This is a genomic window from Serratia sp. EWG9, assembly GCF_019913725.1.
GTDB lineage: Bacteria > Pseudomonadota > Gammaproteobacteria > Enterobacterales > Enterobacteriaceae > Serratia > Serratia ureilytica.
In genome coordinates, this window is the sequence record NZ_JADNRO010000006.1 from 141,295 (window position 1) to 164,677 (window position 23,383).

The window sequence follows — 23,383 nt, forward strand, 5'->3', positions numbered from 1 at the left end:
GGCGTTAAAACACCAGCGCCAGCACGACGGCCAACGCCAACAGCAGCAGGATCAGCGCCACGGCGGGCTTACTCAGCGCTTTTTGCAGCGGCAGAGGCAGGGCGGCGATCAGCGGGTTGAGCAGCGGCTGCGGTTCGATAGAGGGGCTTGCGATCGGCTGCGCCTGGCCGGCTTTGTCCAGACGGCGGGCAAACAGCTGATGAATGGCGTCGCTCATTTGCGGATGCGTCAGCGGCGCGTTGGCGCCGCAGTTGAAGCGCGTCTGGCAATAGTCGTTCATCTGCTGCAGTTCTTGCTCATCCGCCGGCTGTTTGAGCGCCGCCAGCAGGTTGTTCAGCGTTGGCGCGTTCTGCGGGCTGAGCGCCACCTTCACCTGTAAAAACTGGTTCAGCAGCTGGAAGTGGCGCGCCGGCAGCGGATCGTTGGTTTTCACGCCCGCCAGATCGAACAACGTTTGCCAAATTTTAGCCGGCGCTTCACCGGTCGCGGCGCTGAGTTTGGTGACCTGCTGCTGCAGGCTTTGATGCTCTGCGGGCAGCAGCGGGCGATCGCTGGTGGCGGTTTGCTGCGGTTGGGGAATGGTCAGGCCGCCGGTCTGCAACAGATTCAGCACCTGCTGCAGCTGTGGTGGGCTTAACTGGCTCAACACCGTATGGCCGAACCGTTGACGAATAAAGTCACTGACCGCCTGGCGATTATTGCCCTGCGGCAGCAACTCGGCCAGCTGTTGCAGCAGTTGGCGCCCGGCATGGTTTTGCTGCGCCTGCGTCAGGCGCGTTTGCAGCAGCTGTTCCGCCGGTTGAAAATGGCGCGCCAGCAGTTCGCCGCCTTTGTCGGCGCCGAGATCGTGACGCAGAGACGCCCAGATCTCCGCCGATTTTACCGGGCTGAGCGTCATGATTTTCACGATCAGTTTTTCCAGCGTTGTGCGCTGCGCCGGAGAGAGGGGTTGATCGTCAGTGGCCGCCGTTTTGCCCGGGGAAGGGGGGCGCTCGCCGGCGATTGGGGTGCCCGGCCCACTCAAAGGTTGCATATCACCAGTCCTTCGCTGTGTATCCCCGCAGTGTGCCTGGAGGAGAGAATCGTCATCGTACCCGGCGAAAAGCGCAGGCTTACCCTCTATGATACCTGTAATTCGCCGCCATCAATACCGCCGCTCAGACATTTCTTTACCGACAAAACGTTGCTAATCGCGTCTGCGCCGCTAAGATAACCCCAGATCTGAACATGAGGATGGCATGGTTAAACGGCAGCGGATTGCAAAATGGTTTTTATGCCTGGCTTGCCTGGTGGTGCTGACGTGCATGACCCAGCGCATGGCGGGCCTGCATGCGCTGCAGCAAACGCTGGGGATCCCGGCCGCTACCGCCGTTCAATCCAGCGACGCCGCCGCCGAAGCGCAGCCGACGCCCTGTGAACTGAGCGCCAAATCATTGCTGGCCGCGCCGCCGGTAATGTTCGAAACCATGCTGTTCGGTCTGGGTCTGCTGCTGGCGCTGTTGGCGCCGACCATTGCCGCGCGTCTGCGCATTCCTCCTCCTCGCGCCATTTCTCCGCCCACCCTCAGGGTGCACCTTCGATTATGCGTCTTCCGTGAATGAGTTAATCGCCCGTTTTTCGCGGTGAATTAATCATTTATGGAGAATTAACATGTTGAAAATTATCAGGCTGGCCTGCGCTTGCCTGTTTATGCTGTGGCTGCCCGCCTTGCAGGCGGCGGACAGCGGCTGGCTGCAAAATCCGGCCAACGATCATGCCAAGGTGCGGCTGCGCGCCGACACGTCACAGCCGGGAGAGACCCGTCTGCTGCTGTCGGTCGAGCTGCAAAAAGGCTGGAAAACTTACTGGCGTTCCCCGGGTGAAGGCGGCATCGCGCCGGCTATCGTCTGGCAAGGCCACCCGCCGCCGGCGACCTGGCACTGGCCGACGCCGCAGCGTTTCGAGGTGGCCGGCATTTCCACCCAGGGCTATCACGATCGGGTCACGCTGCCGATCGTGATGCCAGGCTCGGTATCCGGCCCGCTGGCGGGCTCTTTGACGTTGTCCACCTGCAGCAATGTCTGCATTCTGACCGACTACCCGTTCAGTCTGGACCTGACGGCGCCGAACGATCCGCAGTTTAATCACGACTTCGCGCAGGCGATGGGGCAAGTGCCGATCGCCGCCGGGTTGACGGATAACGTCAAGGCCGGGTATCGCAGCGGTGAGCTGCAGATTGCCGCCGAACGCGCCGACGGTTGGCAGCGGCCCGCGCTGTTCTTCGATACGCTGGCGGATGCCGATCTCGGCAAGCCGCAGGTTGAAACCGACGACGATCAGTTGCTGGCGCGAGTCCCGGTCAGCGATGGTTGGGGAGAGGCGGCGCCGGATCTGCGCGGCAAAACGCTGACGCTGGTGATCGACGACGGCGGCATGGCGCAGCAGATTACGCTGCCGATCGGCGAGCCGCTGGCCGCGCCCGCCAGTGCGGCATTTCCGTTATGGCAGGCGGTATTGATGGCGCTGGCGGGCGGGTTGATCCTCAATCTGATGCCGTGCGTCCTGCCGGTGTTGGGCATCAAGCTCGGTTCCATCCTGCAGGTGGAGCGGCGCGATCGGCGCAGCGTACGGCTGCAGTTCCTGGCATCGTCGCTGGGTATTGTCGCCTCGTTTATGGCGTTGGCCCTGCTGATGACGCTGCTGCGGCTCGGCAACCACGCGCTCGGCTGGGGCATTCAGTTCCAGAATCCGTGGTTTATCGGCTTTATGGTGCTGGTGACGCTGCTGTTCAGCGCCAACCTGTTTGGCCTGTTTCATCTGCGCCTCTCTTCCGATCTGAACACGTCGCTGGCCACCCATAACGGGCATGGTCTGAGCGGCCATTTCTGGCAGGGCGCGTTCGCCACGCTGCTGGCGACGCCGTGCTCGGCACCGTTTCTTGGCACGGCGGTGGCCTTCGCGCTGGCGGCGTCGCTGCCGGTGCTGTGGGGCATGTTCATCGCGCTCGGCATCGGCATGAGCCTGCCGTGGCTGCTGATCGCCGCCTGGCCTTCGCTGGCGCTGCGGTTGCCGCGTCCCGGCCGCTGGATGAATACCGTCAAGCTGGCGATGGGGTTGTTGATGCTGGCGTCGTCGCTGTGGTTGCTGAGTCTGCTGAGCAATCATATCGGCGTGCAGGCTACGCTGTGGCTGGGGGGGTTGGCGCTGCTGGCGTTGCTGCTGGCGGTGTGGCGCCGGCAGGGGGCACGGTTGGCGGCCAAGCTGGCGGCGGGCACGTTGGTGCTGGCGGGCGCCGTCTTGCTGGCCGGTTCGCTGACCGCCGGTCTGTGGCGCCAGCCGTTGCAGGATCGGGTGCAGTGGCAACCGCTGAGCGAACAGGCGATCGCCGAGGCGCTGGCGCAACATAAACGGGTGTTCGTCGACGTCACCGCCGACTGGTGCGTGACCTGTAAAGCCAACAAATTCAATGTGCTGCTACGCGATGACGTACAGCGGGCGTTGAGCGCCGATGACGTGGTCGCGCTGCGCGGCGACTGGAGCCGCCCGTCGGCCGACATCAGCGCCTTCCTGCAAAAGCGCGGCAGCGTCGCCGTGCCTTTCAACCAAATCTATGGCCCCGGCAGCCCGGACGGCGAGGTGTTATCCCCGCTGTTGACCCGTGACGCCGTGCTGCAAACGCTTTCCCATGCCAAAGGAACCGAACAATGAAAAAGCTACTGATTTTACTGATGATCATCGCCGCCCCGGTGTGGGCCGCCGAGCCTTTCACCCCGGCGCAAGAGGCGCGTATCAAAGAGATGATCCGCGAAACGCTGGTGTCCAACCCGGACATTCTGGCGCAGGCGGTGGACGCCTGGCAGCAGCAAACCGCAGGCCAGCAAATCAGCCAGGCTATCAAGCAGAATGCCAAAACGCTGTATCAGGATCCGGCCAGCCCGCGCCTCGGTGCCGCCAACGCCAAGCTGACGCTGGTGACCTTTACCGACTATAACTGCCCGTACTGCAAGCGGTTTGATCCGATGCTGGAGAAAATCGTCAAGCAATACCCGGATGTGGCGCTGGTGGTGAAGCTGTTGCCGTTCAAGGGCGAAAGTTCGGTCAGTTCGGCGCGCGTGGCGCTCACCACCTGGCAGCAGCACCCGGAGCAATTCTGGGCCTTGCATCAGCGGCTGATGGCGAAAAAGGGCTTCCACGACAAGGCCAGCATCGCCGCCGCGCAGGAGAAAACCGGCGTCAAGGCGGTGGCGCCGAGCGAACAGAGCATGACCACGCTGCGCACCAATATGGAATTGGCGGAACAACTGGGCGTACAAGGGACGCCGGCGACGCTGATCGGCGATCGGATGCTGCCGGGGGCGGTGTCCTATGAAGAGCTGGAAGCGATGGTGAAGCAGCAGCTGGCGAAGGCCAACCATGGCTAAGCTCAAGCGCTGGGGGCGCGAGTTGCTGCTGCTGGCGCTGATCGCACTGGCGGTGATCACGGTGATGGATTGGCTGAACGCGCCGCAGGCGCCGCCGGCCTTCGATGCCCAGACGCTGACCACGTTGGATGACGAGCGCGTGTCGTTGGCGCAGCTCAGTCATGAGCGGCCGCTGCTGGTTTACTTCTGGGCCAGCTGGTGCGGCGTTTGTCGTTTCACCACGCCGGACGTCGCCCGTTTGCAGGCGGCGGGCGGCAACGTGCTGACCGTCGCGCTGCGATCGGGCGACGATACCCAGGTGAAACAGTGGCTGGCGCGCAAACGGCTGGCGCTGCCGGTGGTCAACGATCCGGCCGGTACGCTGTCGGCGCAGTGGCAGATTGGCGTGACGCCGACCTTCGTGGTGGTCTCGCAGGGCAAGGTGGTGCAGAGCACCACCGGCTGGACCAGCTACTGGGGGATGAAGCTGCGGCTGTGGTGGGCCGCCGTCTAACCGGCGTTTTTCTCTGCTATCACTTCCTCAATCGCCCGGCTAAGCCGGGCGATACCTTCTTCAATCTGCGGCGGCGAGTTGGCGGCGAAGTTTAGCCGCAGACTGTGCGCGCCCAGCTGTTCCTGGGCATAAAAGCATTCGCCGCGCGCGAAAGTGACGCCGTGCCGCCAGGCCACCGGCATCAGCTCGGTGGTGGTCACTGTCGCGGGCAGCGTCAGCCAGATAAACAAGCCGCCTTGCGGCGTTTCGAAACGGCACCCCGGCGGCAACCGCCGTTGCAACGCGTCGATCATCACTTCCAGATGCAGGCGATAGACGCGCCCGGCGCGGCGCAGCTGCTTGTCGTAACGGCCGACGGTGACAAACGCGTCCAGCGCCCGCTGGATCAGGCTGGAACTGGTGAAGCTGTCGACGTGCTTGCGCCTGGCGAAACGCTGATAGTGCTCGCTGTCCGCCACCAGATAGCCGATGCGCATGCTGGGCAGCAGCATCTTGGAGAAGGTGCTGACGTAGATCACCGCGCCCGGTTGCGCCAGCGCACGCAGCGACGGCAGCTGTTTGCCCTGGTAACGCAGATCGCCGACGAAGTCATCTTCCAGGATCACCACGCCGGCCTGTTGGGCGATCGCCAGCAGGCGCCGCCGGCGAGCTTCGCTCAGGCAACGGCCGGTCGGATTGTGAAAGTTGGGGATGGTGTAGATCAATTTGGGGCGGTGGCGTTCCAGCAACTCGGGTAATCGTTCGACCAGCATGCCGTGGCGATCGCCGGGCACGGTGACGATATTGATGCGGTGCTGGCGCAGCAGGCCCAGCGCTTCGGCGTAGGTCGGTTCTTCGACGATCACCGTATCGCCCGGCGCCAGCAGGCTTTGCACCACCAGGCTGATGGCATGCTGCGAGCCGTTGGTGATCAGCACCTGTTCCGCCTGCGTGGGGATGCCCTGCGCGCTGAGAATGCGGCTCAGCGTATCGCGCAGCGGGTAGTAGCCGCAGTATTCGCCGTAGCTGAAGGCCTCTTCCGCGTGGCGGCTGAGCACCGACAGCAGCACTTTGCGAAATGCCTCCAGCGGGAACACCTTAGGGCTGCCGACGCCGGCGGCGAAGTTGATCAGCCCCTCCGGCAGCGGGGCGTCGGCATAGCCGTCCAGCCGCGAGGTGAGGGTGGTGAAGCTCTCCAGCGGGAAGGGGGCATCGCTGGTCGGCCGGGCCGGGCGCGTTTGCGCCTGCGGGTGCACAACATAGGCGCCGCTGCCGCGGCGCTGGTGCAAAAAGCCCTTGGCCGCCAGTTCGGCATAGGCGTTATCCACCGTCAAACGGCTGACCGCCAATTCGGCCGCCAGCGTGCGCGTCGAGGGCAGCTTGTCGCCATCCACGAACACGCCGGTGAGGATGGCGCGCCGCAGCGCTTCTTCGATCTGTAAATAGAGCGGAACGTCCTGCTCGCGATCTAACGGAATGTGCATGCGAAATTGGCCCGGTTAGGGAGAGAGCTTTTTACTATACCCCATGTCAACAGGGCTTCAAGCGCAGAAAAGTGGCCTGCATGACAAGGCCGAAAAGTGGCTATAGTGGGAAAATATGGCCGCGTTACACTGTGCGCCTGAGCATTTATGTCGCCATTTTCCCGAGGATCTCATGTCATTACCGTCAGGCGTTTCCGCCCGGCCTTTGCTGCCCGGCGCGCGTCTCTTTCAGGGCAGCCGCCAGGGTTACGTCATCGCCATTATCAGCGCCATGCTGCTGGCCTTTACCGCCATCATCATCCGCGCGCTGACCGAATACTATCACCTGCCGACCTTCGTGCTGGCGTTCTGGCGCGCGGCGCTGGTGGCGCTGGTGCTGTTGCCGCTGCTGTTGGTGGTGAAACCGCAGTGGGCGCGCCTGCGCCGTGAACAGGTATTGTTCTACGCGCTTTACGGACTGCTGCTGGCGCTGTTCAACAGCCTGTGGACGCTGTCGGTGGCGCTGAACGGCGCATCGGTGGCGACCATTCTGACCTACTGTTCGGTGGGCTTTACCGTGTTCCTCGGCTGGGTGATGTACAGCGAACGCCTGACGCTGCGCCAACTGCTGGTGATCGCCATCAGCCTGGGCGGTTGTTTCCTGGTCAGCAACGGTGACAGCATGGGCAACCAGCACTTCGACTTGTTGGGGCTGCTGGTGGGGATGCTGTCGGGCATCGGCTATACCCTGTATACCCTCGGCGGGCGGGTGGCCAGCGAACGGGGCTATCCGGTGTGGAACACCATTTTGTACGTTTTCGGTTTTTCGGCGCTGTATCAGCTGATGTTCAACGCGGCGCTGACGACGTTCCCGCTGGCGGCGTTCCACGGCATGGCCGGCGATCTGTGGTTCCTGTCGCACGGTGCGCAGGGCATTCAGTGGAGCGGCTGGCTGTTGCTGCTGGCGCTGGCCGCCGGGCCGACGCTGTTGGGCTTCGGGTTGTATAACATCAGCCTGAAAACGCTGCCGCTGGCCGTAGCCAACCTGATCCTGTCGTTGGAGCTGGTTTTCACCGCGGTGATCGCCTATTTCCTGCTGGGGGAAAACATGAATCAGCTGCAGCTGCTGGGCAGCGCGTTGGTCATGGGTGGGGTGCTGCTGTTGAAAAGCAAGACCGCCGAGGCGTGATCGGTTACCATTTCGCCTCGCAAGAGAGGCGGTAATCATGAATAACCCGAGGTTGAAACGAGCGCTTATCGCTTGAATGGCCGTGTTGAGTGAACGACAACACGGCCACAGACCTTCCGTTCCGTGGCTTTTATTCCCGTAACAAGAGAATACGCCATGTCCGAAAAACACTGGTCCAACACCGAGCTGCTGCATCAGACGGTGACTAACCCGAATATCATCGTCAAAGGCACCCACAGCTACTACAGCGACTGTTGGGATAACGGCTTCGAACGCTCGGTAGTGCGCTATCTGCACGGCGACGCGGTAAGCCGGCAATGGCAGCCGCTGGGAGAAATAGACCGCCTGCTGATCGGCGACTATGTCTGCATCGCGGCCGAAGCGGTGATCCTGATGGGCGGCAACCATACCCATCGCATCGACTGGCTGAGCCTGTATCCGTTTATGGCAACCATCAAACAGGCGTACCGCCCCAAAGGCGATACCCGGCTGGGCGACGGTTGCTGGATTGGCATGCGGGCGATGTTGATGCCAGGGGTCTCGATAGGCGAGGGGGCGATCGTCGCCGCCGGCAGCGTGGTGACCGGCGACGTTGAACCTTATGCCATCGTCGGCGGCAATCCGGCGAGGTTTATCCGTTGGCGATTCGCGCCGGAAGTTATCGCGCGCTTGCTCGCCTTGCGGCTCTATGAGTTGCCTGAGGCGGACTTTGCGGTGATTCAGCCCCTGCTCGTCGATGACGATATCGGGGCGCTGGAAAGGGGAATTGCGGCCTTGCGCCGTTAAACACAACGGGCGGGAAATTCCCGCCCGTTACGCGTTACTCGGCCTTGGCCTCGGCCGCCGGATGGCTGCGTTTGCGCATCAGGCGCAGCAGCGGCGGCAGCGCCAGCACCGCGACCGCCAGCACCAGCAGCGTTTGCGCGATGCTGCTGCTCCACAGGATGCCGAATTCACCGTTGCTGATCGACAGCGCGCGACGCAGGTTCTGCTCCAGCATCTCACCCAGCACGAAGCCCAGAATCAGCGGCGACATCGGAAAGTGCATTTTCCGCAGGATATAGCCGAACACCCCCAACCCGACCATCAACAGCAGGTCGAAGGTGGTGCTGTGCACCGCATAAACCCCCACCGCGGAAACCGCGGCGATCGCCGGCACCAGGAACCACAGCGGGATGGTCAGCATGCGGGTGAACAGGCCAACCAGCGGCAGGTTCATGATCAGCAAGATGACGTTAGCGATCAGCAGCGCGGCGATCAGCCCCCAGACGATATCCGGTTGTTCGGTAAACATCGCCGGACCGGGGGTGATGTTATACAGCGTCAGCGCCCCCATCATCACCGCCGTGGTGCCGGATCCCGGCACCCCCAACGTCAGCATCGGAATGAACGAACCGCAGGCCGAGGCGTTGTTGGCCGCTTCCGGCGCCGCTACGCCGCGGATGTCGCCTTTGCCGAAGGTGTCGCTGTTGCCGCTGATTTTCTTTTCGGTCATGTAGGTCAGCGCGCTGGCGATGGTAGCGCCGGCGCCCGGCAGAATGCCGACGAAGAAGCCGATCACCGACGAACGCAGGGTCGGGCCTGCGCACTGCGCCGCTTCTTTGCGGTTGAACAGCAACCGGCCGGTTTTACGTACCAGCTTTTGCCCGGCGCTGGTGCTTTCCAGCATCAGCAGAATTTCACTGACCGAGAACAGGCCGATCACCACCACGATAAACTGCACGCCGTCGGAGAGGTGCACGCTGTCGAAGGTAAAGCGGTAAACGCCGGTGTTGGCGTCGACGCCCACCGTCGCCAGCCCCAGGCCGATCAACGCCGCCAGCAGCGATTTCAGCGGGTTTTGGCTCATCATGCTGCCGAGGCAGGCGATGGCGAACACCATCAGGGCAAAATACTCCGCCGGGCCGAAGGCCAGCGACCAGCGGGCCAGCAGCGGCGCGAACAGAATAATGCCGCCGATGGCGATCATCGAGCCGACGAACGAGCTGACCGCCGAGATGGACAGCGCCACGCCGGCGCGCCCCTGCTGCGCCATCGGGTAGCCGTCCAGCGCGGTCATGATCGCCGCCGCATCACCCGGCACGTTGAGCAGAATCGACGAGATGCGCCCGCCGTATTCGCAGCCGATATACACCGTCGCCAGCAGGATCAGCGCCGATTCGGCCGGCAGTTTGAGGGCGAACGCCAGCGGCAGCAGGATCGCCACGCCGTTGATCGGCCCCAACCCCGGCAACAGGCCGACGATGGTGCCGACGAAGCAGCCGATCAGGGCGATAATCAGGTTTTGCGGCACCAGCGCCACTTCAAACCCTTGGGTCAAATACATCCAGGTATCCATCATCGCTCCCGTTAGCTCAGCCAGGCGCCGAGCGGCAGTGTGACATCGAGAAGTTGGTCAAAGGCGTAGTACAACGCTGCGCCCATGATGACGCCGGAGATGGCCGCTGCCGGCAGGCTGGCCTGAAACAGCAGGCCGATGCTGAACGTCAGCAGCGCGGTCGCCAGCGGAAAGCCGAGCCATTCAAACCCCCAGGCATACAGCACCAGGGTGATCACCAGCACCAGCAGCCGCTGCATCACCTTGTGGTGCGGCCATTCCACCGCCTGCGGGCGGCGCAGCAACAGCAGCGCCGCGCACAGCGCCATCAGGCTGAGGATCGCCAGCGGGAAAGGGCGCGGCCCCAGCGGTTCATAGCTGTATTCGCTCTGGATGCCCCAGCCGATGAACAGCCCGCCGATACACAGCAGCAGCCAAAAGCCGGCAAAAATACGATCGCTCATGGTTTTCCCCTGCGGTTATTTGGCCAGGCCGAACACTTTCGCCTGCTCACGGTATTGGGCAACCTGATTCTTCACGTAGGCGTCCAGCTCTTTGCCGGTCAGGTTGAATTCGAACAGGCCGCGCAGATCGCGCTGCTGCTTGAATTCGTCGGTCGCCATCATTTTCTGGAAGGTGTCGATCCACCACTGATACTCTTCATCGCTGACTTTCGGCCCGACGTAGAAGCCGCGAATGATCGGCCACACCAGGCTGTATCCCTGCTCTTTGGCGGTGGGAATATCGGCCAACTGGCCCGGCAGACGTTGCTCGGCATACACCGCCAGCACGCGGATCTTGTCGCCCTGCAGGTAAGGCACCATTTCGCTCAGATCGCCGGATACCGCCTGGATGTGGTTGCCCAGCAGCGCGGTGACCGGTTCCCCGCCGCCCTCGAACGCCACGTAGCGCATCTTGCGCGGATCCACGCCGACTTCGCGCGCCAGCAGTGCGGTTTTCATCCAGTCCTGGCTGCCGATCGAGGCGCCGGCGCCGAACACCACGCTGTTGGGATCTTTTTGGAAAGCGTCCATCAAGTCTTTCAAGGTTTTGTAAGGCGAGTCGGCGCGCACCGCGATCATGCCGTAGTCGGTACCGACCGCCGCCAGCCATTTCACGTCGTCCACGTTGTAGCGGCCGAACTTGCCCTGAGCCAGGTTGAGCAGTGAACCGCCGGAGAAGGCCACCACGGTGCCGAACTCCGCCGGGCGCTGCGCGACGATGGCGTTGTAGGCCACCGCGCCGACGCCGCCGGGCATATAGGTGACGCGCATCGGTTTATCAATGGCCTTGGTGTCCTGCAGCGATACCTGAATCAGTTTGCAGGTCAGATCGAAGCCGCCGCCGGGTTTGGCCGGCGCAATGCATTCGGTGCGTTTGGGCGCTTCCACGGCAAAGGCCTGAGAGACCGCCAGCAACAGGGCGGCGGCGGTAAAGGTACGGGTCATTATTTTTTTCATTGTGACTTACCCTCGGTATTGTCTGATGGTGAATCCCGCCGAATGCGGTTGCGGAATTGTTAAAACAACAACCTTTCATTTACCTTTCAGTGGCCGGAAAAGTTTCCAGTCTGTGATTAGGGTCTCTTGTCGCGAGCGAACGGCGGGTGCGCTAACATAGAATGGGCGCAGAGAACAGCGCGCAAAACCGGCCAAAACCCTGCGTAATGTCAGGATTGCCGATAGTCATTCGCGTTAAAATCATCTGTAATAAAATGAATAGAGATGCAGTGATATGTTTTCGTTAGGGAAATTGTTTGGCGGCAGGGACAGCGCCAAGGTATGTGCGATTAAACGCTTGCCAGAGGTCTACGCCGAGATGGCGGGAGAAGCCGGGCAGTGTCGTGTGAAGCGCTTGCGCCCTGAGATTGGCGTATTTGAGCTGCATTTCGTCAACGCCGACGGTGAAAAGTATGTCTGCCCGATGACCGCCTGCGTGACCGGCATCGATCTGGTGTTTGCCGCCAACAACCGCTCCGTGCTGGTTTCTTCGCCGTTTACCGCCGACAAGCTGCGTCCGGTGTTGGATCTTGCTCTCGCCGATAGCCCCATCACGCTGATCTGAGGCGTCACACGAGCGCGCCCCAGTACGCATAATTGTGTGCCAGCTCCCAAAACTGGCGGCGCGGCGCTCTTTTATCCCCTTATTTTCCATGCCATTCTCTGTTATCGACCTGTTAACAGACGCCGCATCGGTGTCTGGTTGTTCAGGTAAATCAATGGAATGGGAACATGCGACTGTTATTGGTTGAAGATCACCCCGAGCTGTCTCACTGGTTGCAAAAGGCGCTGACCGGCGCCGGATTTGCCGTCGACGTCGCGCCGGACGGCGTGGCCGCCGACCACCTGTTGCTTAATGAACGCTATGCGCTGGCGGTGCTGGATGTGGCATTGCCGCGTCTGAACGGTCTCGATTTGCTGGCGCGCTGCGCAAGCGCGGGCAGGATCTGCCGGTGCTGTTGCTGACGGCGCGCACCGACGTGACCGACCGGGTGAAAGGCCTGAATCTGGGGGCGGACGACTACCTGACCAAACCGTTCGAACTGGACGAGCTGGAGGCGCGCATTCGGGCGTTGCTGCGCCGCAGCGTCGGCGCCGCGCAGCCGGCGTTGCAATACGGCGCGTTGACCTATCATGACGAAGGTTATTTCCTGCTGGAGAGCAAACCGCTGGCGCTGACGCCGCGCGAGCTGGCGGTGCTGACCGCGCTGATGCACCGGCGCGGCCGCCCGGTGGCCAAGCAGCAGCTGTTTGAGCAGGTGTTTACGCTGTCTGACGAGGCCAATCCGGAGAGCATCGAGCTTTACGTACACCGTTTGCGGAAAAAGCTGCAGGGCAGCGACGTGGCGATTGTCACGCTGCGCGGTCTGGGCTACAGCCTGGAACTGTGCAATGCGGTGGTTTAACGCGCCGCGTTCGCTGTTTTATCAACTGCTGCTGTTTTTTGGCCTGCCGCTGCTGGCGCTGGGCGGCATCTCTATCTACACCCACTACTTCAGCGCCATGAGCGCCGCCACCCTGGCCTACGACCGCACGCTGCTGGCGTCGGCGCGCACCGTGGCGGAGCGGCTGGTGGTGCGCGAAGGCAAGCTGGCGGTCGATGTGCCTTATGTGGTGCTCGACAGCTTCGAGCGCAACATGAACGATCAGCTCTATTACGAGGTGATCTCGCCGCAGGGGAAAAGCATCTCGGGCTATGACGATTTGCCGTCGTTGCCGCCCCACATTCCACGCTCCACCCTCTATCCGGCATTGGTGCATTTCTACGATGCGGAATACCTCGGCCGGCGATCCGCGTGGCGGCGCTGTTTCAACCGGTCAACGAGTCGGGCGTGAGCGGCATGGCGACCATTCTGGTGGCGGAAACCCTGGAATCGCGTCGTTACCTGGCGCGGCAGATGATGATCGCGGCGCTGTTGAGCCAGGGCACGGTGGTGGTGTTGACCCTGATCCTGGCGTTCGCGCTGCTCAAGCGGGTGTTGAAGCCGATGCGTAAACTCTCCGGCATCATGCTGCGGCGCGATCCGGGCGAACTGACGCCTTTGCCGCGGGTTCTTCCCTGGTCGGAGATGCAGCCGCTGCTGGTGGCCTTTAATCGTTACATCGAACGGCTGCGGCTGATGGTGGCGCGTCAGGAACGCTTCAGCGCCGACGCCTCTCACCAGCTGCGCACCCCGCTGGCGGTGCTGAAGACCCAGGTCGGGGTGGCGCTGGCCAGCGATCGGCCGCAGCAGTGGCGCGAAAGTCTGCAGGCGATGAGCGCGACGCTGGATAACACCGTGGCGCTCACCGACCGTCTGCTGCACCTCTCGCGCCTGAAAGCCAGCGAGCACAGCGCCGATCGCAAGCTGCAGCCGGTCAATTTGGCGCAGGTGCTGCGCGACGCCTGTTTCTCTCGCTTGCCGCAGGCGCGCAGCAAACAGATCGATCTTGGTTTCGAGGGTGAAGCGGCGTGTCAGGTCGCGGGGGAGCCGCTGCTGTTGGCCGAGCTGTGCGCCAATCTGCTGGACAACGCGCTGAAATACACGCCGCGCCAGGGCGTGGTGACCGCCCGCCTTACGCGGGACAAGACTACGGGGGAAGGGGTGCTGGAGATTGAAGACAGCGGCCCGGGCATCGCCTTGCAGGACAAGGCGTTGGCGCTGCAGCCGTTTCATCGTTTGGACAACGTGGGCGACCAGCCGGGCGCCGGTTTGGGATTGGCGTTGGTGAAGGACATCACCGCGTATCACGGCACCCGCCCGGAGCTGTTGAGCTCCGCCGCGCTGGGCGGCCTGTTGGTGCGGGTGCGTTTCAGGTTGCTGGCTTAGGCCTGTTCTTTGCAGGAATCTGCGCCTGCCGCCGGGGCTTTGGCTTTACGCGTCAGCGGCGTGCGCAGCCGCTGCGACAGGATCACGCCCAGCAGGGTGATGCCGCCGCCGATCAGGTGGTAACCGTGCAATTGTTCATGCAGGAACAGCACCGCGATAGCGGCGGTAAACACCGGCGCCAGGTTCATGAAGATCGAGGTGGTGTTGGCGCCCAGGCGCAGGACGCCCTGGATCCACAGGTACGGCGCGATGATCGAGGCCGGAATGCCGGCGAACAGCACCAGCGGCAGGTTATGGCCGTTCAAGCCGACATCCTGCGCCATCAGGAAATTCGGCAGCAGCAACAGCACGCCGAACAGGATCTGCACGTAGAGCGATTGCCAGTTCGGCAGCGCGATGGCCCAGCGTTTGGTCAACACGCCATACAGCGCGTAAGAGGCGGTGGCGAGCAGCATCATCAATTCCCCTTTGCCGATACCGTGCTGCAACAGCGCGCCGGGCTGACCGCCGCTGACCAGCCAGATCAAACCGCAGAAGGAGAGAATGCTGCCGAGCAGCACGCCGACGGTCGGCGCAATGCGCAGCAGTACGATGCTGATCAGGATGGTCAGCAGTGGGATCAGCGACACGATGATGCCCATAAACAGCGCGCTGACGCTGTGCGCCGCGTAATAGGCCAGGCTTTGATACAGCACCATGCCGAGCAAGCCGAGGATCATCAGCTTCCACCAGTTGGCGCACACCTGCGCCCAGTTGCGAAGCACGCCCGGCAGCACAAACGGCGTCAGGGCGATCAGCGCCAGCAGCCAGCGGTAGAGCGAGATGGCCGCCGGATCGATGGCGGTGGCGGAGAGTTTGCTGACGACGGCGTTAATCGACCAAATCAGCACGGCCAGCAGGGGGAAAAGCATATTCATGACAATTATTCTCAATAGCGTCCAACATGCTGGCTAGTCTACGCGTGTCCGGTTTATCATATATAACGATATTCAGACAAAAATCGGCGTAAATAAGACAAATCACGGGACGAAACCATGCCAGAAATCCGCCATTTCCCCGAGTCGCTGATCCCGGCGCCAAACCCGGTGCAGTTTCGTTGCGAGGAGTTCAACGTCCGCACCGAATTCCAGCCGCACAGCCATACCTGGGGCCAATTGATGTGGGTCAAAGCCGGGGTGATGGTGCTGCGCATCGGCGGGCAGCGCTTTCTGGCGCCGCCGGAGTACGTGCTGTGGACGCCGGCGGGCATCGAACACTCCTGTTACAACCAGCGGCTGGCGCAGTGCCGCATGGTGGACATCGCGCCGGCGCTGTGCGCCGGCATGCCGGCCGATCCTTGCCTGGTCAATGTGACGCCGATCTTTCGCGCCATCGCCGAGGATTTCTATGCGCGCAAACAGTACATTCCGCAGACGGAGGCGGATTTACGCCTCTGCCAGGTGCTGATCGACCAGCTGCATCTGTCGCCGCGCCAGCAAACCTATCTGCCGTCGTCGGACGACAAGTTTTTGGCGCCGGTGCTGGAAGCGCTGGAACATTGCCCGGCGGACAACACTTCGCTGGCGACGTGGGCGAAGCGGGTATACACCACCGAGCGCACGCTGTCTCGCCGCTGCCAGCAGGATTTGGGCATGCCGTTCAGCGAATGGCGCCAGCGCCTGCGGTTCCTGCACGCCGTGTCGCTGCTCGAACAGGGCAAAACCGTGCAGGACGTGGCGCTGGAGGTCGGCTACAGCTCCGCGTCGGCCTTTATCGTCATGTTCCAGCAGATCGCCGGCACCACCCCTGAGCGCTTTCGCCGTGCCTGATTCAGTGGCACACTATTTCGCAGACAAATAGCCGTAAACCGTCGGAGAACACAGTGAAAATTCTGGTTGATGAAAATATGCCGTATGCGGCCGAGCTGTTCAGCCGCCTGGGCGACGTGCGGGCGGTGCCGGGGCGTCCGATCCCGCTTGAGGCGCTGGCGGATGCCGACGCGCTGATGGTGCGTTCGGTCACCAAGGTCAATGAAGCCTTGTTGGCCGGCAGCCGCATCGGCTTTGTCGGCACCGCTACCGCCGGCACCGATCACGTCGATGACGCCTGGCTGCAACGGCAGGGCATCGGGTTTTCCGCCGCGCCGGGCTGCAACGCCATCGCGGTGGTCGAGTATGTGTTCTCCGCATTGATGCTGCTGGCCGAGCGCGACGGCTTCCAACTGCGGGATAAAACCGTCGGCATCGTCGGCGTGGGCAACGTCGGTTCGCGTCTGGACGCGCGCCTCAAAGCGCTGGGCGTGCGCACGCTGCTGTGCGATCCGCCGCGCGCCGATCGCGGCGACGCCGGGGAATTCTGGCCACTGGAGAAGTTGGTGGCCGAGGCCGACGTGCTGACCTTCCATACGCCGCTGAATAAATCCGGCCCGTATCATTCATTGCACCTGGCGGACGCCGATCTGCTGGCGGCGTTGCCGGACAATCGCATTCTGATCAACGCCTGTCGTGGGCCGGTGGTGGATAACGCTGCGTTGCTGCAGGCGCTGGAAAAAGGCAAAAAGCTGAGCACGGTGCTGGACGTGTGGGAACCGGAGCCGGATCTCGCCTTGCCGCTGTTGGCGCGGGTGGATATCGGCACCGCGCACATCGCCGGGTATACGCTGGAAGGCAAGGCGCGCGGCACCACCCAGGTGTTCGAAGCGTTCAGCCGCCATCTGGGGCAGCCGCAACAGGTGGCGCTGGCCTCGCTGCTGCCGGTGCCGGAGTTCAGCCAGATCCGTCTCAACGGCCCGCTGGATGAAGCGCGGTTAAAACGATTGATGCACTTGGTGTATGATGTGCGCCGCGATGATGCGCCGCTGCGCAAAGTCGCCGGGCAACCGGGCGAGTTCGATCGCCTGCGCAAGCACTACCAGGAACGCCGCGAGTGGTCTTCGCTGGCCGTGCAATGCGATGACAGCGCCAGCGCCGAGCTGCTCGGCAAGTTGGGCTTCAGCATCGCGTAGCGCGTAAGGTTGTCTTAAGCCAACGCCGCTACAGTGAGCGGCAAAGATTATCGGGCGGTGGCTGCACTGCCCGTCTGCTTTTATGAATGAAATACTCTGGAGAAAACCCAATGTCTGACGGCTGGAATATCGCGCTGCTCGGCGCCACTGGCGCGGTAGGTGAAGCGTTGCTGGAATTGTTGCAGGAACGCCAGTTCCCGGTGGGTGAGCTCTATCCTCTGGCAAGCGAACGCAGCGCGGGCGCCAATGTGCGCTTCAACGGCAAGTCTCTTCTGGTGCAAAACGCCGAAGAGTTCGATTGGTCGCAGGCGCAACTGGCCTTCTTCGTCGCCGGCAGCGACGCTTCCGCGCGCTATGCCGAAGAGGCCGGCAATATGGGCTGTCTGGTGATCGACACCAGCGGCCTGTTCGCCATGGAACCGGATGTGCCGCTGGTGGTGCCTGGCGTTAACCCGCAGGTGCTGGCGGATTACCGCAACCGCAACATCGTCGCGGTGGCCGACAGCATGGTCAGCCAACTGCTGACGGCGATCAAACCGCTGACCGAACAGGCGGGGCTGTCGCGCCTGCACGTCACGACGCTGATGTCGGTATCCTCGCGCGGCAAGGCGGCGGTGGACGATCTGGCCGGCCAGAGCGCGCGGCTGTTGAACGGCATCCCGGCCGAAGAAGGCGTTTTCTCTAAACAGCTGGCGTTTAATATGCTGCCGCTTGTCGCCGACGAGCAGGGCAGCGTGCGCGAAGAACGCCTGATCGTCGATCAGGTGCGCAAGGTGCTGCAGGACGAAGGGTTGCCGATTTCGGTGAGCTGCATCCAGTCGCCGGTGTTTTATGGCCACGCCCAGGTCGTGCATCTGGAAGCGCTGCGTCCGCTGTCCGCCGAAGAGGCGCGCAGCGAGCTTGAAGAGGTCGAAGACGTTCAACTGAGTGAAGAGGATGATTACCCGACTCAGGTCACCGAAGCTTCCGGCAGCGATGCGCTCAGTATCGGGTGTCTGCGCAACGATTACGGCATCCCCGAGCTGTTGCAGTTCTGGACGGTGGCGGACAACGTCCGCTTCGGCGGCGCGTTGATGGCGATCGAAACCGCCGAGCGTCTGGTGCAGGAGCAGATGTACTGATGTCTGAGGTGGTCTCGCCCGCTCAGCCGACGCTGAAGGTAGCGCTGGGCATCGAATATGACGGCAGCCGTTACTACGGCTGGCAGCGGCAGCAAGAAGTGGCCAGCGTGCAGGAACGGCTGGAGCAGGCGTTGAGCAAGGTGGCGGATGCGCCGATCAACGTGCTGTGCGCCGGGCGCACCGACGCCGGGGTGCACGCCACCGGGCAGGTGGTGCACTTCGAAACCACCGCGCGCCGCAAGGACGCCGCCTGGACGATGGGCGTCAACACCCATTTGCCGCCGGACATCGCGGTGCGCTGGGTGAGCCCCGTCGCCGATGATTTTCACGCGCGTTTCAGCGCCACCGCGCGCCGTTACCGCTATATTATTTTCAACCATCGCTACCGGCCGGCGGTGTTGCAACAGGGGGTGACGCATTTCTATCACCCGCTGGACGCGGACCGCATGCATCGGGCGGCGCAGGCATTGCTGGGCGAGAACGACTTTACCTCGTTTCGCGCGGTGCAATGCCAGTCGCGCACCCCGTGGCGCTGCGTAAAACACGTTAAGGTTACGCGCTACGGCGAATATATTGTGGTAGATATCAAGGCGAATGCCTTCGTGCATCACATGGTTCGCAACATCGTCGGCAGCCTGATGGAGATCGGCTGCGGCAATCAGGATGAGAACTGGATGGCCGAGCTGCTGGCGCTGAAGGATCGCAATCTGGCGGCGGCGACGGCGCGAGCCGAGGGGCTGTATCTGGTTTCCGTGGACTATCCCGACCACTTTGGCATCCCGCGGCCGCCGATGGGGCCGCTGTTTTTACCCGACGATTAAACGCCGGCACGCCTGAAAGCGTCGCTCCCTTGTGCTTCTGCCGGGTGATTGAAACGCCCGGCATCAATGAGAGAATTTATGGACATCATCAAGTTTATTATTGATTTCATTCTGCATATTGATGTGCACCTGGCCGAACTGGTCGCACAATACGGCATGTGGGTCTACGCTATTCTGTTCCTGATCCTGTTTTGCGAGACCGGTTTGGTGGTGACGCCGTTCCTGCCGGGGGATTCTTTGCTGTTCGTCGCCGGCGCGCTGGCGGCTTTGCCGACCAACGATCTGAACGTGCACACCATGGTGGCGTTGATGGCCGTGGCGGCGATCATCGGCGATGCGGTGAACTACACTATCGGGCGGTTGTTCGGCGAGAAGCTGTTCAGCAACCCGAATTCGAAAATCTTCCGCCGCAGCTACCTGGATAAAACGCATCAGTTTTATGAGAAGCACGGCGGGAAAACGATTATTCTGGCGCGATTCGTGCCGATCGTGCGTACTTTTGCGCCGTTCGTCGCCGGCATGGGGCATATGTCCTATCGCCACTTCGCCGCCTACAACGTGATTGGCGCACTGGTTTGGGTGCTGCTCTTCACTTATGCTGGCTACCTGTTCGGCGATCTGCCGGTGGTACAGGAGAACCTGAAACTGCTGATCGTCGGGATCATCATCGTTTCGATTCTGCCGGGCGTGATTGAAATTTGGCGCCACAAGCGCGCCGCCGCCCGCCAGCAAAAACAATAAAAACATCGCTCAACCTGTCGGTTCGACCAGTTTTTTGTCCACAGCGTCGGGCCGATATGGTTTAATGAGCGACATTATGGTCTGTTCCTGCGAACAACCCTGAAGCCGATGCCTCGGTCGCGCGCTTGCCGCGCGGCGAACGGGCATTTTTTCATTGGGGGTGTTTTCAGGGGGATTGTTAAAGCATGAACAGCGGACTGGCGTGTGCCAGGTTCAAACAGAAAGGTCATCGATGAGCTGGATTGAACGAATTCTTAACAAGAGCAATATCACACAAACCCGTAAGGCGAGCATTCCTGAAGGGGTCTGGACTAAATGCGACAGCTGCGGCCAGGTTCTCTACCGCGCCGAGCTGGAGCGGAATCTGGAAGTGTGCCCGAAGTGCGACCACCACATGCGTATGAGCGCGCGCGCGCGTCTGCATACCCTGCTGGACGAAGGCAGCGAAGTGGAGCTGGGCAGCGATCTGGAGCCGAAGGACGTTCTGAAATTCAAGGATTCCAAGCGCTATAAAGATCGTCTGGTCGCCGCACAGAAAGCGACCGGCGAGAAAGATGCGCTGGTGGTGATGAAGGGCACGCTGTACGGCATGCCGATCGTCGCGGCGTCCTTTGAATTCGCCTTCATCGGCGGTTCGATGTCTTCCGTGGTTGGCGCGCGTTTCGTGCGTGCGGTTGAGCAGGCGTTGGAGGACAACTGTCCGCTGGTGTGCTTCTCCGCCAGCGGCGGTGCGCGCATGCAGGAAGCGCTGATGTCGCTGATGCAGATGGCGAAAACCAGCGCGGCGTTGGCCAAAATGCAGGAGCGCGGCTTGCCGTACATCTCCGTGCTGACCGACCCGACCATGGGCGGCGTCTCCGCCAGCCTGGCGATGCTGGGCGACATCAACATCGCCGAGCCGAAAGCGCTGATCGGCTTTGCCGGCCCGCGCGTGATCGAACAGACCGTGCGCGAGAAACTGCCGCCGGGCTTCCAGCGCAGCGAGTTCCTGATCGAAAAAGGCGCGATCGATATGATCGTTCGCCGCCCGGAAATGCGCCAAACGCTGGCGAGCATTCTGTCCAAGCTGACCAACCAGCCGCAGCCGCATTTCGATGAGGCCGCGCCGGTCATTGAGCCGGAGCAGCAGGCCGACGCCTGAGGCAAAGACGGATCCCGCCCGGGTTCAGCCGCCACTTTGTGGCTAAGTGACGGCTGATGCCCGTTCCCTGCCGGCCGCGGCCTATGACGTTGCGGTTTGCAGGTGGGCGGCAGTGACGAAGCGCATCGCCTTTACCGCGGTGAGGGTGGTGCCCTGATGGATTAATGAACCCAAGTTCAGTGATGGGACTCATGCAAAACCACCAAATTCCCCAAGCCACGTCGCCATTGAGCTCGTGGCTTTACTATCTGGAACGTCTGCACAGCCAGGCGATCGAACTCGGCCTCGAGCGCGTACAGCGCGTCGCGGCGCATCTGGACTTACTGACCCCCGCTCCCACGGTGTTCACCGTTGCCGGCACTAACGGCAAAGGCACGACCTGTCGCACCCTTGAAGCTATTCTGCTGGCCGCCGGCCTGCGCGTCGGCGTTTACAGCTCACCGCATCTGGTGCGCTACACCGAACGTGTGCGCATTCAGGGGGAAGAGCTGAGCGAAGCGGAGCACAGCCGCTCGTTTGCCGCCATTGAAGCCGGCCGCGGCGAAACGTCGCTGACCTATTTCGAATTCGGCACCCTGTCGGCGCTGCAGCTGTTCAAACAGGCGCGGCTGGACGTGGTGATCCTGGAAGTCGGCCTGGGCGGACGTCTCGACGCCACCAACATCGTCGATCCGAGCGTGGCGGTGATCACCAGCATCGCGCTCGATCACACCGACTGGCTGGGCAACGATCGCGAAAGCATCGGCCGTGAAAAGGCCGGCATTTTCCGCAGCGGCAAGCCGGCGGTAGTGGGCGAACCCGACATGCCGGACAGCATTCGCCAGGTCGCCGAAACGCTGGGCGCGCCGCTGTATCGCCGCGGTGAAGCCTGGAGCTTCAGCGAGCAGGGCGATCGCTGGCAGTGGCAGGGCGGCGACACGCAGCTGACCGATCTGCCGACGCCGAACGTGCCGCTGGCCAACGCCGCTACCGCGCTGGCGGCGCTGAACTGTTCCCCGCTGGAAATCGACGAGCGCGCGATCTTCACCGGGCTGCAGCAGGCGACGCTGCCGGGGCGTTTCCAGATCGTGCGGCGGGAGCCGATGCTGATCCTCGATGTGGCGCACAACCCGCACGCCGCCGGCTATCTCGCCGGGCGTCTGGCCAAGCTGCCGCGCGACGGCGGCAAGGTGCGCGCGGTGGTGGGCATGCTGTCGGACAAGGACATCGCCGGTACGCTGGCCTGCCTGAGCGAGCAGGTGGATGAATGGTACTGCGCACCGCTCGACGGCCCGCGCGGCGCCAGCGTTGAACTGCTGGCGCAACATCTGGCGGAACCGCGACGCTTTAATGATGTCGAAACTGCCTGGCGGCAGGCTATGCAGGATGCTGATAAACAGGATATTGTGATCGTCTGTGGATCGTTCCACACCGTTGCGCAGGTGATGGCGGCGTCAGACGAGATGCGGGGAGTGTGAGTGGCGAGTAAATTTCAGAACCGACTGGTCGGAACCGTGATTCTGGTGGCGCTGGGGGTGATTATCCTGCCAGGGTTGCTGGACGGCAAAAAGAAGCATTACGAGGATGAATTCGCGGCCATTCCTTTGGTGCCGAAGGCGGGCGACGTCGAAGAGAACGACGTGTTGCCGCCGGTGACGCAGCCGTTGCCGGCGCAGCCGCCGGAAGGGGCGGGCGCGCTGGTCGAGCAGCAGGCGGCCAACGAAGCGGCGGCGCAACAGGCGGTGCGACAGAATGCTCAGCAACCGACGCAGGTGGCGCCGCCGCCGGTCGAGACGCGTCCTCAGCCGGTGCAGCAGCAGCCTAAGCCGAAACCGGTGGAAACCAAACCGGTAGAGGTGAAACCGAAACCGGCGCCGCAGCCGAAGCCGGTGGAAGTGAAACCGACGCCTAAGCCGGAGCCGAAACCTGAACCGACGCCGAAGCCTGAGCCGGCACCGCAGCCGAAACCGGCGGAAGAAAAAGCGCCGGCTGGGCAAGCCTATGTCGTGCAGCTCGGGGCGTTGAAGAATGCCGCCAAGGCGAACGAGATTGTCGCTTCGCTGCGTCTTTCGGGCTATCGCGCCTTCACCGTGCCGTCAACGCCGGTGCAAGGGCAGATCACCCGCATCTACGTCGGCCCGGATGCTTCCAAGCAGAAGCTGCAGGCGGCATTGCCGTCGCTGAACTCGATCAGCGGGCTGAGCGGACAGGTGAAGCCGTACGGTCGTTAAACCCCGCAGGGGCGCAGCAGGATGCGCCCCTGAATTAAGGAGTGGTGGAGAGATCTCGAGAGAAACCGCGCCTTTTACAGGCGAAATCACCTATGTAGGCGCGGCGATTGGGAATTTTTTAATCGCCGCTTTTTATTTGTAACGTGGTAGGAAATCCCCTACGCAAACGTTTTCTTTTTCTGTTAGAATTCGCCGCGAATTGGATGCAGGGGCGAT

At 62.3% G+C, this 23,383-nt stretch carries 21 protein-coding genes and 2 pseudogenes; 17 read left to right on the top strand and 6 right to left on the bottom strand.

All coding sequences use genetic code 11. The annotated features are described in order from the left end of the window. Positions 1 to 4 precede the first annotated feature (4 nt). Positions 5 to 1,033, bottom strand: a complete 1,029-nt coding sequence (flk, locus tag ITX55_RS15245) for a flagella biosynthesis regulator Flk (protein WP_103100926.1) — start codon at positions 1,031 to 1,033, stop codon at positions 5 to 7. Between the two features lie 205 nt (positions 1,034 to 1,238). Between flk and ITX55_RS15250 the strand changes: the two genes are divergently transcribed. The 4 genes from ITX55_RS15250 to ITX55_RS15265 are packed head-to-tail and all read left to right on the top strand — an operon-like array spanning position 1,239 to position 4,893. After that, the gene (locus ITX55_RS15250; protein ID WP_042785115.1) at positions 1,239 to 1,601 is read left to right on the top strand and encodes a hypothetical protein; all 363 of its coding nucleotides are present in this window, start codon (positions 1,239 to 1,241) and stop codon (positions 1,599 to 1,601) included. A gap of 49 nt (positions 1,602 to 1,650) precedes the next feature. Beyond that, entirely contained in the window at positions 1,651 to 3,687 is a 2,037-nt protein-coding gene (locus ITX55_RS15255) for a protein-disulfide reductase DsbD (RefSeq protein WP_223085201.1), read from the top strand. Further along, on the top strand, positions 3,684 to 4,400 hold the full coding sequence (locus ITX55_RS15260; protein WP_089192072.1) for a DsbA family protein: 717 nt from the start codon (positions 3,684 to 3,686) through the stop codon (positions 4,398 to 4,400). Before ITX55_RS15255 ends, ITX55_RS15260 begins: the two co-directional genes overlap by 4 nt. Then, entirely contained in the window at positions 4,393 to 4,893 is a 501-nt protein-coding gene (locus ITX55_RS15265; RefSeq protein WP_042785112.1) for a protein disulfide oxidoreductase, read from the top strand. Before ITX55_RS15260 ends, ITX55_RS15265 begins: the two co-directional genes overlap by 8 nt. Here the strand turns inward: ITX55_RS15265 and ITX55_RS15270 are convergent. Next, positions 4,890 to 6,356, bottom strand: coding sequence for a PLP-dependent aminotransferase family protein (locus ITX55_RS15270; protein ID WP_042785111.1), 1,467 nt, complete (start codon positions 6,354 to 6,356; stop codon positions 4,890 to 4,892). The genes ITX55_RS15265 and ITX55_RS15270 overlap by 4 nt on opposite strands. Positions 6,357 to 6,528: 172 nt before the next feature. On the opposite strand from ITX55_RS15270, the gene ITX55_RS15275 reads away from it, so the two are divergent. Both ITX55_RS15275 and ITX55_RS15280 read left to right on the top strand, forming a co-directional pair. After that, positions 6,529 to 7,524 (top strand): DMT family transporter, encoded by a 996-nt coding sequence (locus tag ITX55_RS15275; RefSeq protein ID WP_033651959.1) that lies wholly within the window; start codon positions 6,529 to 6,531, stop codon positions 7,522 to 7,524. Between the two features lie 156 nt (positions 7,525 to 7,680). Next, entirely contained in the window at positions 7,681 to 8,310 is a 630-nt protein-coding gene (locus ITX55_RS15280; RefSeq protein WP_042785110.1) for a CatB-related O-acetyltransferase, read from the top strand. Between the two features lie 34 nt (positions 8,311 to 8,344). Here the strand turns inward: ITX55_RS15280 and ITX55_RS15285 are convergent, their stop codons facing one another. From ITX55_RS15285 to ITX55_RS15295, 3 genes are read right to left on the bottom strand one after another with little or no spacing between them, the layout of a single operon-like run. Further along, positions 8,345 to 9,862, bottom strand: coding sequence for a tripartite tricarboxylate transporter permease (locus ITX55_RS15285; RefSeq protein WP_042785109.1), 1,518 nt, complete (start codon positions 9,860 to 9,862; stop codon positions 8,345 to 8,347). A gap of 11 nt (positions 9,863 to 9,873) precedes the next feature. Continuing rightward, positions 9,874 to 10,305 carry a tripartite tricarboxylate transporter TctB family protein gene (locus tag ITX55_RS15290; RefSeq protein WP_033643891.1) on the bottom strand — a complete coding sequence of 144 codons (432 nt, stop codon included), beginning with the start codon at positions 10,303 to 10,305 and terminating at the stop codon, positions 9,874 to 9,876. A gap of 15 nt (positions 10,306 to 10,320) precedes the next feature. After that, entirely contained in the window at positions 10,321 to 11,301 is a 981-nt protein-coding gene (locus ITX55_RS15295) for a tripartite tricarboxylate transporter substrate binding protein (protein ID WP_033643890.1), read from the bottom strand. Positions 11,302 to 11,575: 274 nt separating this feature from the next. Here ITX55_RS15295 and ITX55_RS15300 point away from each other — a divergent pair, with 274 nt between their 5' ends. The 3 genes and pseudogenes from ITX55_RS15300 (at position 11,576) to ITX55_RS15310 (ending at position 14,150) form a co-directional block, all read left to right on the top strand. Next, positions 11,576 to 11,905 carry a hypothetical protein gene (locus tag ITX55_RS15300; protein ID WP_047025296.1) on the top strand — a complete coding sequence of 110 codons (330 nt, stop codon included), beginning with the start codon at positions 11,576 to 11,578 and terminating at the stop codon, positions 11,903 to 11,905. A gap of 167 nt (positions 11,906 to 12,072) precedes the next feature. After that, positions 12,073 to 12,746: pseudogene (tctD, locus tag ITX55_RS15305) on the top strand (transcriptional regulator TctD). Next, positions 12,733 to 14,150, top strand: a pseudogene (locus ITX55_RS15310) (sensor histidine kinase N-terminal domain-containing protein). Before tctD ends, ITX55_RS15310 begins: the two co-directional pseudogenes overlap by 14 nt. Here ITX55_RS15310 and ITX55_RS15315 read toward each other — a convergent pair. Further along, positions 14,147 to 15,067, bottom strand: coding sequence for a DMT family transporter (locus ITX55_RS15315; protein ID WP_197755837.1), 921 nt, complete (start codon positions 15,065 to 15,067; stop codon positions 14,147 to 14,149). The pseudogene ITX55_RS15310 and the gene ITX55_RS15315 overlap by 4 nt on opposite strands. A 117-nt stretch (positions 15,068 to 15,184) precedes the next feature. Here ITX55_RS15315 and ITX55_RS15320 point away from each other — a divergent pair, with 117 nt between their 5' ends. From ITX55_RS15320 to dedD, 8 genes are all read left to right on the top strand, one after another. Beyond that, positions 15,185 to 15,958, top strand: a complete 774-nt coding sequence (locus ITX55_RS15320) for a helix-turn-helix domain-containing protein (protein ID WP_089192067.1) — start codon at positions 15,185 to 15,187, stop codon at positions 15,956 to 15,958. A 53-nt stretch (positions 15,959 to 16,011) separates the two neighbouring features. Next, positions 16,012 to 17,133, top strand: a complete 1,122-nt coding sequence (gene pdxB, locus ITX55_RS15325) for a 4-phosphoerythronate dehydrogenase PdxB (protein ID WP_033643884.1) — start codon at positions 16,012 to 16,014, stop codon at positions 17,131 to 17,133. Positions 17,134 to 17,243: 110 nt separating this feature from the next. Continuing rightward, the gene (locus ITX55_RS15330; RefSeq protein WP_223085203.1) at positions 17,244 to 18,254 is read left to right on the top strand and encodes an aspartate-semialdehyde dehydrogenase; all 1,011 of its coding nucleotides are present in this window, start codon (positions 17,244 to 17,246) and stop codon (positions 18,252 to 18,254) included. Continuing rightward, positions 18,254 to 19,075 (top strand): tRNA pseudouridine(38-40) synthase TruA, encoded by an 822-nt coding sequence (gene truA, locus ITX55_RS15335; protein ID WP_033651950.1) that lies wholly within the window; start codon positions 18,254 to 18,256, stop codon positions 19,073 to 19,075. Before ITX55_RS15330 ends, truA begins: the two co-directional genes overlap by 1 nt. A gap of 78 nt (positions 19,076 to 19,153) precedes the next feature. Beyond that, positions 19,154 to 19,816, top strand: coding sequence for a DedA family protein (locus tag ITX55_RS15340; RefSeq protein ID WP_004936130.1), 663 nt, complete (start codon positions 19,154 to 19,156; stop codon positions 19,814 to 19,816). Positions 19,817 to 20,048: 232 nt separating this feature from the next. Next, positions 20,049 to 20,957, top strand: a complete 909-nt coding sequence (gene accD, locus ITX55_RS15345) for an acetyl-CoA carboxylase, carboxyltransferase subunit beta (protein WP_033643880.1) — start codon at positions 20,049 to 20,051, stop codon at positions 20,955 to 20,957. 191 nt (positions 20,958 to 21,148) lie between these two features. Continuing rightward, the gene (gene folC / locus ITX55_RS15350) at positions 21,149 to 22,414 is read left to right on the top strand and encodes a bifunctional tetrahydrofolate synthase/dihydrofolate synthase (protein ID WP_182074579.1); all 1,266 of its coding nucleotides are present in this window, start codon (positions 21,149 to 21,151) and stop codon (positions 22,412 to 22,414) included. After that, entirely contained in the window at positions 22,415 to 23,167 is a 753-nt protein-coding gene (gene dedD, locus ITX55_RS15355; RefSeq protein ID WP_033643878.1) for a cell division protein DedD, read from the top strand. Positions 23,168 to 23,383 lie beyond the last annotated feature (216 nt).